Origin of the sequence: Hydrogenophaga crocea (assembly GCF_011388215.1) — a bacterium.
GTDB lineage: Bacteria > Pseudomonadota > Gammaproteobacteria > Burkholderiales > Burkholderiaceae_C > Hydrogenophaga > Hydrogenophaga crocea.
On the sequence record NZ_CP049989.1, the window covers coordinates 2,754,278 to 2,768,951 of the forward strand.

Sequence of the window (14,674 nt, forward strand, 5' to 3'; positions counted from 1 at the left end):
CGGGGCGCGGCTCAGGCCAGCAGCAGGCCGAAGCCCAGGCCCGCGGCCAGGCCCATGGCCAGGCCCACGATGACATCGAGCGGGAAGTGCGCGCCGGTGTGCACGCGCGCCCAGCCCGTGCCCAGGGCCAGTGCGGCCATGGCCGCGAGCGCTGCGCCGCTGGCCGTGTGCGGCAGCAGCGCGCCCAGCACGGCGCCCATCACGAGCGCGTGGCTGCTGGGAAAGCCCGCGCGGCCGCCATGGCCCAGGTGGTTGGGGCACAGCCCGAGCGCAAACGGGCGCTGCGCCTGCCAGCGCCGCGCAAGCCGCTTGCCCGCGAGCTGCACCAGGCCGGCCCAGGCCAGGCAGAGCAGCGCCAGCACGGGGCCCAGGCGGTGATCGAGCGAGACCCAGGCCACCAGCGCCAGCAGCGGCAGCCAGCTCCAGCGCGCCAGGGCGCGCGCAAACCCCATCAGCGCGGCCGGGCCCCGGCCCGCGTGCAGCAGGCGGAACAGGCGGATGTCCAGCCGCAACCACGGCGAGGCACTGGCGGGCAGGAAAGCGGCGGTCGGCGACGGTGTCATGCCGCCACTGTGGGCAGCGCAGGTTAAATCTTCGTGAAATGCAGGTGTCAGGCAAGCGCGGCGGCGCGATCGCGCATGAGCGCGCGGTCCTGTGCGTTCTGCGTGAGCGCGGCCGCGCGTTCGAAGGCGGCGCGGGCCTCGTCGCGCCGGCCGAGGCGTTCGAGCAGGTCGCCGTGCACCGCGGCCAGCCAGGGGTAGCGCGCGAGCGCGGGCTCGGCCAGCAGCGGTTCGAGCACCTGCAGACCGGCCGCCGGCCCCGCGTGGCGCGCCACCGCCACCGCGCGGTTGAGCTCGACCACGGGCGAGGGCTGCACGCGCGCGAGTTCGGCGTAGAGCGCGGCCATCTGCGCCCAGTCGGTCGCCTCGGCGCTGGGAGCGCGCGCGTGGCAGGCGGCAATGGCGGCCTGCAGCTGGTACGGCCCGCGTGTGGCCGTGAGGCCCTCGGCCTGGGCCAGCGCCTGCAGCCCGCGCTCGATCTGCGCGCGGTCCCAGCGGTTGCGGTCCTGCTGTTCGAGCAGCACCGCGCGGCCCTGTTCGTCGGTGCGCGCGGGCCGGCGCGAGGCCTGGATCTCAAGCAGCGCGAGCAGGCCCGCCACCTCGGACGCTTGCGGCATCAAACCGGCCAGCACGCGCGCCAGCCGCAGCGCCTCGTCGCACAGCGCGGGGCGCATCCAGTCGTCGCCGCGCGTGGCGGTGTAGCCCTCGTTGAACACCAGGTAAATCACTTCGAGCACCGAGCCCAGGCGCTCGGCCAGCGCGCCGCGCGCGGGCAGTTCAAAGGGCACGCCGGCCTCGCGCAGGGTGCGCTGTGCGCGCACCACGCGCTGCGCCACCGCGGACTCGGTCTGCAGCATGGCGCGCGCGATGTCCTGCGTGCTCAGGCCGCCGAGCAGCTTGAGCGTGAGCGCCACGCGCGCGTCGGCCGAGAGCACGGGATGGCAGGCGGTGAAGATCAGGCGAAGCAGGTCGTCGCCGATCGGGTCCTGGCGCAGCGCGTCCACGGTGTCGGCCACGTCGGGCACGCGGTCGGCCTGCAGCGCCTGGAGGTCGGCGGCGATGGCGGCCTTGTGGCCCTCGCGCGTGGCGCGCTGGCGCAGGTGGTCGAGCGCGCGGTTGATGGCCACGCGCATCAGCCAGGCACCGGGCTTGTCGGGCACGCCGTCCACCGGCCAGTGTTCGAGCGCGGCCACCAGCGCGTCCTGCGCGATGTCTTCGGCCACGCCGAGGTCGCGCACGCGGCGCGCCACGGCCGCCACCACGGCGGCCGATTCCAGCCGCCAGACGGCGGCGACGCGTTCATGGAGGGCATCGGGCATGCCCGATGGTGACACCAACTCAGAACTGCGCGGGCGCGGCGGCTTCGTCCATGTAGAACACCTCCCACTGGTGGCCGTCGGGGTCGGCGAAGCCGTGCTGGAACATGAAGCCGTGGTCCTGCTCGGGGTTGGGCGTGGTGCCGCCGGCTTTCAGGGCCCGGGCCACCAGGTCCTTCACCTCCTCGCGGCTCGCGCAGTCGAGCGCGTTGAGCACGGCGGTGGCCTTGGACACGTCGGCCACGGGCAGGTGGGTGAAGGTCTGGAAGAAGGGCTTGACCAGCAGCATCACGTACACGTGCTCGCTGATCACGATGCAGGCGGCCTGCTCGTTGGAGAACTTGGGGTTGAGCGTGAAGCCCAGGCCGGTGTAGAAGGCGCGCGAGCGCGGCAGGTCGTTGACGGGCAGGTTGACGAAGATCTTGGACGGCATGGGGGGTGCTCCGGTGAAAGGCTTGCGGGCGAGGGATTTCGCCACGCACGATCGAACGACGGCCCAGGGTCGGCCGTTTCGACGGTTCCGACCTAGGTACAAACCCGCAGAGGAACCGGGCCGACCGCCCCTGCACTCAGAGGCCCCTGTCCCTCTCTGGAGATTCGTCTTGCAGGCCCTCAGCCGCTTCCGCCACGTTCACCTCCCCGCCCGCGCCGGATCGGCGCCGACTGTCGAAGAGACCCCGGCCGACACCGGCAGAACCGACCGCATGGACTGCCTGATCGCCCACGGCTTCGCCCTTCCCCCGGCCGGCACGGGCGGCGCGCGCGCCGTCTCGCGTTTCATCGACGGCGAACCGCTGTCGCACAGCGACAACCTCGAACTGTCCCGGTGGCTGAGCCGCGCCCAACCCGAGAACCCTGCGTTGTGGCTGGCAATGCAGCGGCTGTCGCCGTCGTTCACGCCCATGCTGGACCTGTGCCCGGGCAACGCCCCCACCGATGCCCGGATTCAGGCGCTCACCGAAGCGCTGCTGGCCACGCACCAGTGCGCGCTCGAGAACGGTCTGAAGTTCGGTGTCGTCGTGCACGAGAAGCTGCCGCCGGGCCTCGCGCGGCTGCTGCACGAAGCGGTTCTCGAAGCGCCGTCGAGCGTGCGGGCCTTGGACTACCCCTGCCACACGCACACCCCCGCCTGCGAAGAAACCCACGCACTCTTGCAAGCCTGTCTGCGCGACGGCAGAGGGCTGCAGAGCGTGGGCGGGTCGTTCAAGGTGTTGCCGCTGCTGGAGCGCAGCGTCCCCGAGCTCGTGCTGATCGATCCGGCGGCCCGCCCCGACCTGGATGCCCTGCGCCAGATGCTGCGCATTGGCGGTGTGCACAACCTGTCGTTCAAGAACGATCTGCCGGCCGCCCACGAAGCCGTGTGCGCCGTGGTGGCCGAGACCAATGCCGCGCTGTCGGCACGGCCGCAGGACTGCGTGCACGGCATCGAGCTCAAGACCTTCTCGCCCTACATCACAAGACACGACGAGGGCCATATCCTGCGCGCGGTGCGGTCGCTGTTCGCGGCCAGGCATCTCAAGGCCATCACACTGCCCGATCCGAGCTGGCTGTGGATGCCGCTGCCCGAGCTGCAAGCACTGATGGAGCGCAGCCCGCTGCAATCGTTGCGCTTCCTCTCCCTGGGCAAAATCGACCGGGACGATTCGACCTTTGAGCGCTTGAACCTGCTGGTGGCCGCGAACCTGCTCGACCCCGTGCTGGAACACAACCGCGTGCTGGAGCGCGAGCGGGCCGCGAAGGTATCGGGCGCCTTCACCCGCGTGCTCTCGGCACAGGCGCTTCAGAACAGCAGCAAACACGACCAGGCGCAGGCCGGCCTCGAGATCAACCCGCTGGCCGAACACCTGGCGCAGGTCTTTTGCGGTGCCCGGGAGGTGCAGGACATGGCCCAGGTCCATCCGTTCACGGGCGCGGCCGCTGCGCTGGCCAGAGACACCGCCTCGCAGCAACTCGAACGGGAGCGCGCGCTGCGACCAGCGCTGGAAGACATTGTGCTGACGCCCGGCGGGTTCGCGGATGTCCGGCATTGGCCGGCGCAACTGCCCCGTACCTGAGCGCGAGGATCAGGCCCGGCTCTCGTCGAAACACGGCGCGAGTGCCCGCACCTCCACCGTGGCCCACTGCGCCGCCGGGCACTGGCGCGCGAGCGCGATGGCCTCCTCGCGCGTGACGCCGTCGAGCAGGAAGAAGCCGCCCACCATTTCCTTGGCCTCGGCAAAGGGGCCGTCGAGCCGGCGCGGCACGCCCGGCGCTTCGCTCACGCGCACCGCGTCGCCCAGGCCTGCGAGCGAGGCCACCGCAGCCAGCTTGCCCTGCGCCCGCAGCGACTCGCCGAAGGCCTGCATCTGCGCATAGGCCTCGCGGCCCTGGGCCTCGGTGCGGGTGGCGCGCTGGCCGTTGGGTTCGACGATGAGCAGCATGTACGACACGGTGTTTCCCCGGGATGTGAAGCCGCGCATGGTAGGCCCAGAATGTGCAGCCATGGACACCGCGCGCTTCAACGCCTTCAAGGAACAGGCCCTGGCCCGGGGCTTCGACGAAGTGATCGAACGCCGTTGGGCGCCGCACAGCGTGCTGGCCACGCACACCCACCCGTTCGACGCCGACGCGGTGGTCACCGAGGGCGAGATGTGGCTCACGGTTCAGGGCGAGACCCGCCACCTGGGCCCGGGCGACACCTTCGCGCTCGAACGCAACGTGCCGCACGAGGAGCGCTATGGCGCCGAGGGCGCGGTGTACTGGGTGGCGCGGCGCAATCCGGGCTGAGCCCCGCCTCAGAGCTCACCCAGCCCGATCTGCGACAGCACGTCGGGCTGCAGCAGTTCGTCGATCGTGGGGTCGGGCCGGTGCGACCAGGTGAGCGCGAGCGCCACCAGCAGCAAGGCGCCGGCGAGCAGCGCCAGTCGCGGGCGGTGCGCACCGCCGCGCGGCAGCGGCCCGCCCGCGGTGACGGCCTGGTGCGCACCCAGCGCCTGTGCGTGCCGCTGCCGCCATTGGGCCAGCACGCGCGCCTGCAGCGCCGCGCTGTCGGTGGCCGCGTTGTGCGCCAGGCCTTCGCGCAGGGCGCGGCGCAGCGCCGCGTCGTCGGCCCCAGGGGTGTTCATGCGCGCGCCTCCTGCCACGCGCTGCGCAGGCTGCGCTTGGCGCGGTGCAGCAGCTGGTGGGCGGCGTTGGTGTCGATTTCGAAGGCGCGCGCGATGGCTTCGGCGTCGGCATCGCCATAGGCCCACAGCGCCAGGGCCATGCGCTGGCGCGCGGGCAGGCGCAGCAGGGCCTGCTGCAGCGCGGGCGCGTCGGGCCAGGGCTCGGGCGCGGCGGGTTGCAGGGCGTCCTGCAGTTGGGTGAGCGCCTCGGGCTCGGTGCTGAGCTCGCGCCGCCGCACGAGCTGGCTGCGGCAGCGGTTGAGCACGATGGTGTGGAAGTAGGTGCCGATCTGCGCGCCGCGCGTGTCGTCGACCTGGGCGCTCCACAGCCGCAGAAAGGCGTCCTGCACCGCGTCTTCGGCGTCTTCGGCGCGGCCCAGCATCTGGCGCGCGAGCGCGAGCGCGGTGGGCGTGAGCTGGCGCACCAGCGCTTCGGCGGCGCGCGGGTCGCCGCCGCAGGCCTGGTGCCACAGGTCCCAGCCGGTCGCGGGCAGGCCGAGCAGGCGGCGCGCACCGCGCCGCGCGCGCGCGGCCACGCTGGCCATGCACAGCCCGAGCGGTGGCGGCCGGCCCGCGGCCACGGCGGCCAGGCGCAAGACGGCGGGCACGGGAGCGGTCAGCGGATGGGGATTCATCGCAGCGGCAGTTTCTCGCGCATCGCGGCGCGTTCTTCGGGGCTCATGGATTCGAGCAGGGCGCGGCGCTCGCGCAGCAGCGCGCGCCGCTCGGCCGGCGTCATGGCCTGGATGCGCGCGCGGCGTTCGGCCGCGATGGATTCGCGCTGTTCGGGCGTGAGACCGTTCCAGCGCTCGCGCGTGGCGTCCGCGAGCCGTTCGCGCTGTTCGGGCGTGAGGCTTTGCAGCCGGTTGCGCAGCGCCTCGCGAAAGGCCTGGCGCTGCGCGGGCGTGGCCGTCTGCAGGCGGCGCTGGATGTCGTCGCGGCGCTGCGCCTGTTGCTGCGGTGTCAGGCGCGACCACTCCTGCGGGTCGGGCACGGCGGGCGGGCCGGCCTGCGCCCGGGCCGGGCCGGCCTGCAGGCACAGCGCAAGCGCGGCGGTCCACAGGGCCGACCACGGCGTGAGCGAGAGGGCGGTGAAGCGGCGCATGCGGCGGCAACCCCCGGGCATCAGGCCTCGCGCCACAGGCCGCGCGCGCTCGCGGGCGAGCCGGGCAGCACCTCGCGCGACAGGCGCGTTTCATCGGTGCCCAGGTGGCGCGCGAGCAGGGCGCGCTGCAGGCTGCGCAGGTCGGTGGTGGGCCGCAGGTCGCGGCCTTCGTGCAGTTGCGCGGGCGACAGGCCAGGCCAATCGGCGAGCACGCGCCCGCCGGCCACCGCGCCGCCCGCCACGAAGGCCACGCCCGCGGTGCCGTGGTCGGTGCCGCCGCTGCCGTTGGGCCGCGCCGAGCGGCCGAACTCGGTCATGACCAGCACCGTGGTGTCGGCCCACAGCGGCCCGAGCGCGGCGCGCAGCGCGAGCAGGCCGCCATCGAGCGCGGCGAGCTGGCGCTGCAGGCGCGGGCCCTGCTGGGTGTGCGTGTCCCAGCCGCCGAGCTCGAGCCAGGCGACGGCGGGCCCCTGCGGCTCGGCCAGGAAGCGGCCGGCCTGCGTGGCCAGCGCGGCAAAGCCCGCCCCGACCGCGCGCGGCGAGGCCGAGGTCTGCGCGTTCGGCGCCATGGCATCGCCCTCGCCGGCCATGTCGGCCGCATCGGCCCTGTCGGCCAGCGGGGCCACGGGCAGCGCGCGCACCTGCTGCCAGCGCGCGGCGAGCACGGGGTCTTGTGCGTACAGGCGCGCCACGCGCGCGGCCAGGTCGTCGTCGGGCGCGGCGCGGCGCGTGGGGGTCCAGGTGGTGGCGTCTTCGCTGCCGCGCAGGGCCAGGGGCATGGCGGGCGCGAGCGCCACCGCGCGCGCGGCGCCGGGCGGCAGGGCGCGGCCGATCCAGCCGGTGCTGAGCGCGAACGGGCGCTCGCCGCCGCTCTCGAGCAGTTGCTGGGCGTCGAAGTGCGAGCGTTCGCGGTAGGGGCTGGCAACCGCGTGCACCACCAACAGTTCGCCGCTGCCGTACCAGCCGTGCAGGCCGCGCAGCGCCGGGTGCAGGGCGAAGAAGCCGTCGAGCGCGAGCGGGGCCTCGGCCCCCTCGGCCAGGGGACCGCGCAGCGCGGCCCACTGCGGATCGCCCGGGGCCGGCACCGCGGCCAGGCCGTCGAGCGCGCCGCGCAGCATCACCACCACGCAGCGGCCGCGCATGCCCGGGCCCTGGGCCCAGGCCAGCCGCAGCGCGCCCGAGGCCGCGAGCGTGGCGCCACCCAGGCCCTGCAGCCAACGCCGGCGCGACCAGCCGGCGGCCGCCGGGACGATCGGAGAGGAAGAGGACGTGTGCATGGGGTCGACCCGTCTCAGCGGCGTTGCATTTCGGGGCTGGCCAGCAGCAGGGCCAGGGCCTGCGCGCCGCTGTCGGCGCGTTCGATCTCGGTGCGCGTGCGCTCGCTGAGCGCGGCGCCGAAGGCCTCACGCGCGAGCGCACGGGCGTCGGTCTGCGGGCCGGCCTGCTCGCCGAGCTGCACGGCCCAGGCCACGCGCTGGCGCAGCGCGTCGGCGCCCAGCCAGTCGGCCTCGGTGTCGGGCCAGCCCTGGGGCGAGGGGGCGCGGCCCGGCGGCTGGCCGAGCGCGGCGAGCGCGTTGGTCCAGCGCTGCGCGGGGCCCACGGGACGGCCAAGCAGTCGGTGGGCCGCGATGTGGAGCTCTTCGGGCGTGCGCGCCTTGCCGGGCGCATGGGCCTGCCAGGCCAGTTCGTGATCGAACAGGGCGCGCGCGGTCTGGCGCAGGTCGCCCCCGGTGTCGGCGCAGCGGCGCGCCACCGCCCGCACCAGCGGCTCGGGCGGGGTGTCGGCCACGAAGTGGCGCACCAGGCGCTGCGCCAGGTGCTGCGCCGTGGCCGGGTGCGTGGCGAGGTCTTCGAGCACGGCGTCGAGCGCCTGCGGGCCTTCGGCGTAGCGCCGGCCCATCACGCGCTTGTCGCCCGGCTCGTGGCGCGCGGGCACGAAACGCGCGACGCCGGTGCCGGGCTCCACGGTCCAGCCGGTGAGCAGGCGCGCGAGCTCGGTCACGTCGGCCTGGGTGTAGCCCGCGTGCACGCCCACGGTGTGCAGTTCGAGCAGTTCGCGCGCGTGGTTCTCGTTGAGGCCGCGCTCGCGGCGCCGGCCCGCGGGCGAGCCCGGCCCCACCGACTGCGCGTTGTCGAGGTAGAGCAGCATGGCGGGGTGCAATGTGGCCGCGCGCAGCAGCGCGGTGAAGCGCCCGTCCACGTGCGGGCGGATGGCCTCGCGCTCGTAGGGCCACACCACGCCGAGCGTGGCGCCCTTGGTGGCGGCCACAGTGAAGTGGTTGGCCCAGAACTGCACCCAGCGTTCGTGCACCGGCGTGGCCGTGCCCACCATGTGGGCCCAGCGCCGCTGCAGTGCGCGCTGGTTGGCCTGCACCAGCGCCTGGCGGTCGTTGTCGGGGCCGGGGGTGTTCACGGCGCGCAGCGCGGCGCGCGTGAGCGCCAGCGCCTCGGCGCCGTCGGGCAGGCCGCTGGCGTCGAAGGCCTGCGGCGCGTCCCATTGGCCGAGCACCCAGGCCAGGGGGTCGCGGCCGATGGTATCGAGCCGGGGCTCGCCCAGGCCGAAGCGGTGGGCCGCGAGCGCAGGGGCGTGGGCGGGGGTCTGCATGCCGGGTTGAACCGCGTAGCCTGCCCGCGCTTACGCGCCGCGGTGCATGCCCGAGTGCCGCGGTCGGGCATGGCGCGCTGCCCCGTAAGGCCGGCCGCGGCTCGGGGGTTCAAGCAGCAGGCCGGCATGTCGCCGGTCGCCCCCACGCCAGGAGCCCCCCATGACCCCGAACACCCTTGCCCGCAACGCCACCCTCGCCCTCGTGCTGGGCGCCGCCCTGCTGCAGGCCCACGCCGCCGATCGCGTGGACCGCCGCCAGGCGCGCCAGGAGCAGCGCATCGACCAGGGCATTGCCTCGGGCGAGCTCACGCGGCCCGAGGCCGCGCGGCTGACGCGCGGGCAGAACCACATCGACCGGATGGAGAACCGCGCAGAGGCCGACGGCCAGGTGACGGGCCGGGAGGCCGTCCGGCTCGAAAACGCCCAGGACCATGCGAGCCGGCGCATCTACCGCAACAAGCACGACCGGCAGCAGCGCCAGCATTGAGCGCCGGGCGCAGGCAGGGCGAGGAACGGCGGGCGCCGGCCGGCCACCCAGGCGGTTCCTTCACTTCCTTCCGGACCGCCATGAACCGACTCACGCGGGGCGCCCCTCGCCCCACCCCCGCCACCGCCCCCACCACCCGGCCGATGCCCACCCAGTCAGCGTGGGAAGGACGCACCGCCCTGCTGGCGTCGGTCGGCCTGAGCAAAAGGGACCACAACGCTGTGCTGGGTGGCGCCGCGCACAAGTTCATCGAGGGCATGGCGCTCGACCTGCAGGAGCGCCGGCTGCTGTCCGACCACTGCTGCAAGAAGAACACCGCGGTGCTTGCGCTGATGCAGGACCTGCGACCCGATTTCGTGCCCGTGCTGAGCCTCACGCCGCCCGACGACACTTCGTTCGATGAGCGCGCACAGCGCACGATCGAGAGCCTGAAAGCGGCGGTCGAACTCGAGTTGGCCTTCGAGGTCCATCTCGGCGACGTCCCGGTGACGGGCGCGGTCATGGACGCCCTGGAAAACGCCATGACCGCCCCGGGCGCGCGCATCACGGCCTTTCACTTCGAGTCGCCATGGGCCGAAGACCAGGACGGCCGGTTCGTCCACCAGGCGCTGCTGCAACGCCTGAGCGACAGCCTCAAGGGCTGCGCCTCCTTGCAGGAAGTGCGCGGCGGCATGGGCGTGCTGTGGCTGCTCGACCGGCCGGTCGAGCACCTGTCCATCGTCTCCGCCCAGCCGCCCCGCTCGGCCGATATGGCGCAGCTCAAACGTGTGCTGGGCCACGGCGTGGGCCGCTTCACCTGCGCGAGCGATGATGTCCGCGTGTTCCCGGCCGTGACCGGCGTGGTTCGGGCCGCGAACACACAAGCATCGGCGGCAACGGCGGTCCAAGCCGTGACGCTGCACCACCCCTACCGGGCGCCCCGCGGCCCCGAGGGCGCGAAGGCCGTCGATGACCTGCTGCACACCCCGCATCTGAAGCGGCTCATGCTGCCCGCGTCAGAGTGGCTCAACGCGCTCGGCGATCACACGCTCACGGAACGGATCGGCGACACCGGCCTGCAGGCCCTGGACTTCGGCGACGGCCTCGGCGGCCTGTCGCTGCCGGTCATGAACGCGCTGGCGGCGAACGCAGCCACGCCAGCCAACCCGCCACGGGTTTGAGCTGGTCTTCGCGCAGCGTGGCGGCCTCGATGGCCTGCACCTCGAGGCCGTGCGCCGCGGCCAGCCGCTCGATCAGCCCGCGCGAGTGCGCGTAGCGCAGGCTGGGCCGCAGCTGCAGGTCGCGCCCCGCATCGGCCTGCTCCACGCTGAAGGCGAACACGCCACCGGGCGCCAGGCGCCGCGCCACGGCCGCGAACACGGCGTCGAGCGCGCCCACGTAGATGAACACGTCGGCCGCGACGACGAGGTCGGCCGGTGCATCGGCCTCGGCGAGAAAGCCCAGCAGGTCGCCGCGCGCCACGCGGCGGTAGTGGCCCGTGGCCTGGGCGCGCTGCACCATTTCGTCGGCCAGGTCCACGCCGTCGACGGCGTCGGCGTGCGGCGCGAGCAGGCCACCGCACAGGCCGGTGCCGCAGCCCAGGTCGAGCGCGAGCGCATAGCGCCGGCCGTTCGCGGTGAGCGGCGCGAGCAGCGCCTGTGGCACGGTGTACTTGAGCTGCGCGAGGTGGGCCTGGAAGTCGTCGGCGTAGCGGTCGAACAGGGCGCGCGCGTAAAGCGCGGGCGGCGGGGGCGGGTCTTGCGCGTCGGTCACGGCCGCGAGGTAGAAGCCCAGCAGCCCGGCGTCGGCCCCGTGCGCGAGCGCCTGGCGGAAGCAGCGTTCGGCCTCGCCCAGGCGGCCCACGTGGCGCATGAGGTGGCCGCGCTGGGTCCAGGCTTCGTCGAGCGTGGGGTCGCGCTCGAGCGCGGCGTCGAGCGCCTGCAGGCCTTGCTCGGGGTGATCGAGCTGCAGCTCGCACAAGGCCAGCGACAACCACAGCCCGCCCTGGTCGGCGCCGAGTGCGATGGCCTGGCGCAGCGCATGGGCCGCGCCGGCCCAGTCTTCGAGCGCTTCGCGGCTCAGGCCCAGCGCGGCCCAGGCGTCGGTGTGGGTGGGGTCGGCGAGCAGGGCGGCGTCGAGCCGTTCGATCGCGGCCCGCCATTCGCCCAGGCGGCACAGCGTGACGCCCAGGTTCGCGAGCACCGAAGGCCGGCCGGGCACGAGCGCGAGTGCGGCCTCGTAGTCGCGGCGCGCGTCGTCGAAGCGGCGCGCTTCGAAGTGGGTGTTGCCGGCAAAAAAGTGCGCCTTGGCGCGGTCGAAGGTGTCGTCGGACATGGGCGGCAGGGCGAGGGGTGAGGGACGGGGGAAAGGCAGCGCGCATCCTAGGCCAGAGCGACGGCGCGATGAATGACGGGAACGGGTGTTCGACAGCGCCCGACACAACGCGCTTTGCCTATTGAGGGAATTGCCATGCGCTCACTGACCGCCGCCCACCACCGGGCAAACCATTTCTTGGCGAGGATGGAACATCCCCCCCTGTCCCGGCCCATGCGCGTCGAAGCGTGGCTGATCCAACATGGCCTGCCCTGCCGCGTTGCCGACAATCCCTGGATCGACCATGCGCTGACCGCCTTCATCGAAGGGAACGAGTTGTCGTTCACCCAAAGCGAATGGCTGTGCGCCTGGCTCACGGCTTCGGCCCCCCAGAACCTGCCGCTGCTGCTCGGCATGCAGCAACAAAACCCTTCGTTCCTTCCCATGCTGTACCTGACGGCCCCCGGGGGGCAACACGATGCGCCGCCCATTCAACAGGCGCACGCGGATGGCGTGCTGCGCGAAGCCGAAGGCCTGGGTTTGGTTCAGTTCCGCGCCACACACCAAGCGCCAAAGCGCCCCTGGGAGCCCACGCTGGGCCGTGCCGACTGATGCCGCCCGGGCCGGCCCCACAAGGCCGGCGGGAACAGGCCTTCAGACCTTCGAGAAATCGGGCTTGCGCCGCTCCATGAAGGCCCCGAAGGCCTCCTTGGCCGCGGGCTCGCGCAGCATGCGGCCAAAGCTCGCGCCCTCTTCCGCGATGGTCTTGAGCACCAGCTCGCCCTGGCCCTTCTTCATGAGGCGCTTGGTCTCGATCAGCGAGCTCAGCGGCTTTGCCGCGAGCTTGGCGGCCACGCTGTGCGCGTAGGCATTGGCCTCGGTGGGCGGCAGCACGCGGTTGACCAGGCCCACCTCGAGCGCGGCCTCGGCCATGAAGGGCTCGCCCAGCAACAGGGCCTCGGCGGCGCGGTGGTAGCCCAGCATCTGCGGCACCAGCAGGCTGCTCGCGGCCTCGGGACAGAGGCCCAGGTTCACGAAGGGCATGGAGAACGCGGCGTTGTCGCCCGCGTAGACCAGGTCGCAGTGAAACAGCAGCGTGGTGCCCACGCCCACCGCGGGGCCGCAGACGGCGGCGATCAGCGGCTTGGGAAAGGTGGCGATGCCTTTGAGGAAACGGAACACCGGCGAGTCCAGGCCCGCGGGCGGGTTGTTCAGGAAGTCGCCGATGTCGTTGCCGGCCGAGAACACGGTCTCGTGGCCCTGGATCAGCACCACGCGCACGGCCGGGTCGTCGGCCGCGCCGGCCAGCGCGTCGGCGAGCGCGCCGTACATGGCCGAGGTGATCGAGTTCTTCTTGTCGGCGCGGTTGAAGGTGAGGGTGCGGATGCCGGCTTCGGTGTGGACGAGGATGTCGCTCATGGCTGGTGGGAGGGGTTGGAACCAGCCGGACAAGTTACCACGAAGGCCGGGCCGGATCAGTAGAGGTAAACCGCCCCACTGCCCGGCGCGCTGTTGTCGTCCGGGTTGCCGCCCAGCAGCGTGGACGCGCTGTCTTCGATGGGCGCGCCGACCGCCAGGCTGGCCCCGTCGCCCGAGAGCGCCAGACCGGCGCCGAAGCGGTCCCCGGCATCGGCGTTGGGCGCCTTGACATAGGCCCCGGATTGCCAGGCGCCGCTTCGGCGCCAGTACAGGTAGACCGCGCCCGATTCCTCGCGGCCGGTCGGCTCCAGGGGGGCGCCGATGCCACGGCCGATGCCGCTTTGCGCCACGGCGGCCACGGCCAGCGCATCGCCGTCGGCCGAGAGCGACACGGCATGGCCGAACTCGGCATAGGTCTGCGCGTTGGCGGCCTTGACATAGGCCTGCTGCGCCCAGCCCGCCCCGGCGCGCGCGAACACATAGACCGCGCCCACCAGGAACTTGTTGGGCTGGCGGCTCTGATCGCCGCCGACGCCGGTGGCCAGGCTGCTTTCGCCCACAGCCCCCACCGCCACCGTGGCGCCATCGGCCGACACGGCCACGGCGCCGCCGAAGCGGTCGCCGAGGCCGAGGTTGGAGGACACGAGTTCGCTGGTCTGCGCCCAGGTGCCGCCCTGCCGGGCAAACACATACGCGGCACCGGCTTCCAGCGTGTTGCCGCCGATCGTGCGCGGCACCTGGCTGGCCCCCACCACCAGCGTCTGTCCATCGCCCGACAGGCCAAGTGCGCCGCCGAACCCGTTGTCCACGGTGGTCTCGGGCGAGGCGAGCGTTTGCTGGTGCGCCCATGGGCCCGCGGCCCGCGTGAACAGCTCGACCGCGCTGGTGGCGTTGGTCTGCCCCGTTTCGGGGGCCATGCCCGCGGCCAGCGTCTGCCCATCGGCCGACAGCGCCACGGCGCTGCCGAAACGCCAGGGCTGGGTGGTGTCGGTCGGCTGCAGGACGGGCTCGGCGGTCCAGCCCGCGGGGCCGCGTTCGTAGGCGTACACGGCGCCCAGGCCGTTGAAGGCCAGCGGCGCCCCCACCACGAGCCGCGTGCCCGACGCCGACACCGACACCGCAACGGCCGAGCCGAAGAGATCGCCGGCAACGGGCGTGGGCGCCTTCAGGTAGGCATCGAGCCCCCATTGCCCCGCCCTGCGCGCGAAGACCAGCACCGCGCCGCTGCTGGGGGCCGAGCCGTCGGCGGGGTCGCTCGAGGCGCTGTCGTCGCGCGGCACCCCGATCACCAGGGTCTGCCCGTCGGCCGACAGGGCCACGCTGGTGCCCGCCCGGTTGCCCTGGTTGGGCGCCTTGAAATAGCCCACGGCGGCGTCGAGCACGCGGCTGTCGACGGTCAGCGCGGGGGAATCGGTGCACGCGCTGCCCCGGCAGGTGCGCAGCCAGTGCCGCGCGTTCCACTGCCCGGGCAGCAGCCATTGCCGTTCGTGCGCGGTGGTGTGGGCGGGCAGCGTCGCCACCACGTGGGGCGACGCCGCGTCGGCCTCTTGAACCACCCACTGGTAGCTGGTGGCATCGGAGGCGTCCTGCCAGCGCAGTTGCAGGGTCTTGATGCCGGTGGCCTGCAGATCGAGCGAGGGCAGCGGACCGCTGTCTCCGCAGGCCGTCAGGGCAGCGGCGGACAGCGCGATGAGGAGGTAGCGCCAGGCGTGTGCAAGGGGTTTCATGGCAAGGCTCCGGGGTGGAC

At 73.4% G+C, this 14,674-nt stretch carries 17 protein-coding genes; 5 read left to right on the forward strand and 12 right to left on the reverse strand.

Translation table 11 applies throughout. The features are described from left to right. Nucleotides 1-11 precede the first annotated feature (11 nt). Genes G9Q37_RS12985 through G9Q37_RS12995 form a run of 3 tightly spaced genes read right to left on the reverse strand, consistent with a single transcriptional unit; the run spans nucleotide 12 to nucleotide 2,309 of the window. A complete protein-coding gene (locus G9Q37_RS12985; RefSeq protein ID WP_166227616.1) occupies nucleotides 12-563 on the reverse strand; it encodes a phosphatase PAP2 family protein in 552 nt (183 codons plus the stop codon). A 47-nt stretch (nucleotides 564-610) separates the two neighbouring features. Further along, nucleotides 611-1,879: an RNA polymerase sigma factor gene (locus tag G9Q37_RS12990; protein WP_166227617.1), complete on the reverse strand. Its 1,269-nt coding sequence runs from the start codon at nucleotides 1,877-1,879 to the stop codon at nucleotides 611-613. A gap of 19 nt (nucleotides 1,880-1,898) precedes the next feature. Then, nucleotides 1,899-2,309, reverse strand: coding sequence for a VOC family protein (locus tag G9Q37_RS12995; protein ID WP_166227618.1), 411 nt, complete (start codon nucleotides 2,307-2,309; stop codon nucleotides 1,899-1,901). 169 nt (nucleotides 2,310-2,478) lie between these two features. On the opposite strand from G9Q37_RS12995, the gene G9Q37_RS13000 reads away from it, so the two are divergent. Beyond that, on the forward strand, nucleotides 2,479-3,930 hold the full coding sequence (locus tag G9Q37_RS13000) for a hypothetical protein (protein WP_166227619.1): 1,452 nt from the start codon (nucleotides 2,479-2,481) through the stop codon (nucleotides 3,928-3,930). A 9-nt stretch (nucleotides 3,931-3,939) separates the two neighbouring features. Here the strand turns inward: G9Q37_RS13000 and G9Q37_RS13005 are convergent, their stop codons facing one another. Next, on the reverse strand, nucleotides 3,940-4,305 hold the full coding sequence (locus tag G9Q37_RS13005) for a YciI family protein (RefSeq protein WP_166227621.1): 366 nt from the start codon (nucleotides 4,303-4,305) through the stop codon (nucleotides 3,940-3,942). 52 nt (nucleotides 4,306-4,357) lie between these two features. On the opposite strand from G9Q37_RS13005, the gene G9Q37_RS13010 reads away from it, so the two are divergent. Next, nucleotides 4,358-4,642, forward strand: coding sequence for a cupin domain-containing protein (locus G9Q37_RS13010; protein ID WP_166227623.1), 285 nt, complete (start codon nucleotides 4,358-4,360; stop codon nucleotides 4,640-4,642). Between the two features lie 8 nt (nucleotides 4,643-4,650). Here G9Q37_RS13010 and G9Q37_RS13015 read toward each other — a convergent pair whose 3' ends face one another. From G9Q37_RS13015 to G9Q37_RS13035, 5 genes are read right to left on the reverse strand one after another with little or no spacing between them, the layout of a single operon-like run. Further along, nucleotides 4,651-4,980, reverse strand: a complete 330-nt coding sequence (locus G9Q37_RS13015; RefSeq protein ID WP_166227625.1) for a hypothetical protein — start codon at nucleotides 4,978-4,980, stop codon at nucleotides 4,651-4,653. Beyond that, entirely contained in the window at nucleotides 4,977-5,627 is a 651-nt protein-coding gene (locus G9Q37_RS13020) for an RNA polymerase sigma factor (RefSeq protein WP_166227627.1), read from the reverse strand. Before G9Q37_RS13020 ends, G9Q37_RS13015 begins: the two co-directional genes overlap by 4 nt. A gap of 23 nt (nucleotides 5,628-5,650) precedes the next feature. Beyond that, nucleotides 5,651-6,124 (reverse strand): DUF3106 domain-containing protein, encoded by a 474-nt coding sequence (locus G9Q37_RS13025; protein WP_166227629.1) that lies wholly within the window; start codon nucleotides 6,122-6,124, stop codon nucleotides 5,651-5,653. A 20-nt stretch (nucleotides 6,125-6,144) separates the two neighbouring features. After that, nucleotides 6,145-7,401 carry a DUF1501 domain-containing protein gene (locus G9Q37_RS13030; RefSeq protein WP_166227630.1) on the reverse strand — a complete coding sequence of 419 codons (1,257 nt, stop codon included), beginning with the start codon at nucleotides 7,399-7,401 and terminating at the stop codon, nucleotides 6,145-6,147. A 14-nt stretch (nucleotides 7,402-7,415) separates the two neighbouring features. After that, a complete protein-coding gene (locus G9Q37_RS13035) occupies nucleotides 7,416-8,729 on the reverse strand; it encodes a DUF1800 domain-containing protein (RefSeq protein WP_166227632.1) in 1,314 nt (437 codons plus the stop codon). Nucleotides 8,730-8,889: 160 nt separating this feature from the next. Between G9Q37_RS13035 and G9Q37_RS13040 the strand changes: the two genes are divergently transcribed. Together G9Q37_RS13040 and G9Q37_RS13045 are read left to right on the forward strand one after the other, a co-directional pair. Then, nucleotides 8,890-9,216, forward strand: coding sequence for a hypothetical protein (locus G9Q37_RS13040; protein ID WP_166227634.1), 327 nt, complete (start codon nucleotides 8,890-8,892; stop codon nucleotides 9,214-9,216). An 80-nt stretch (nucleotides 9,217-9,296) separates the two neighbouring features. Continuing rightward, nucleotides 9,297-10,376, forward strand: a complete 1,080-nt coding sequence (locus tag G9Q37_RS13045) for a hypothetical protein (protein ID WP_166227636.1) — start codon at nucleotides 9,297-9,299, stop codon at nucleotides 10,374-10,376. Here the strand turns inward: G9Q37_RS13045 and G9Q37_RS13050 are convergent. Beyond that, a complete protein-coding gene (locus G9Q37_RS13050) occupies nucleotides 10,321-11,529 on the reverse strand; it encodes a tetratricopeptide repeat protein (protein WP_166227638.1) in 1,209 nt (402 codons plus the stop codon). The genes G9Q37_RS13045 and G9Q37_RS13050 overlap by 56 nt on opposite strands. Before the next feature lie 213 nt (nucleotides 11,530-11,742). Between G9Q37_RS13050 and G9Q37_RS13055 the strand changes: the two genes are divergently transcribed. After that, on the forward strand, nucleotides 11,743-12,120 hold the full coding sequence (locus G9Q37_RS13055; protein ID WP_166227640.1) for a hypothetical protein: 378 nt from the start codon (nucleotides 11,743-11,745) through the stop codon (nucleotides 12,118-12,120). A gap of 42 nt (nucleotides 12,121-12,162) precedes the next feature. Here G9Q37_RS13055 and G9Q37_RS13060 read toward each other — a convergent pair whose 3' ends face one another. Together G9Q37_RS13060 and G9Q37_RS13065 are read right to left on the reverse strand one after the other, a co-directional pair. Next, the gene (locus tag G9Q37_RS13060) at nucleotides 12,163-12,927 is read right to left on the reverse strand and encodes an enoyl-CoA hydratase (protein ID WP_166227642.1); all 765 of its coding nucleotides are present in this window, start codon (nucleotides 12,925-12,927) and stop codon (nucleotides 12,163-12,165) included. 56 nt (nucleotides 12,928-12,983) lie between these two features. Further along, nucleotides 12,984-14,654, reverse strand: coding sequence for an integrin (locus G9Q37_RS13065; protein ID WP_166227644.1), 1,671 nt, complete (start codon nucleotides 14,652-14,654; stop codon nucleotides 12,984-12,986). Between the last annotated feature and the right edge of the window lie 20 nt (nucleotides 14,655-14,674).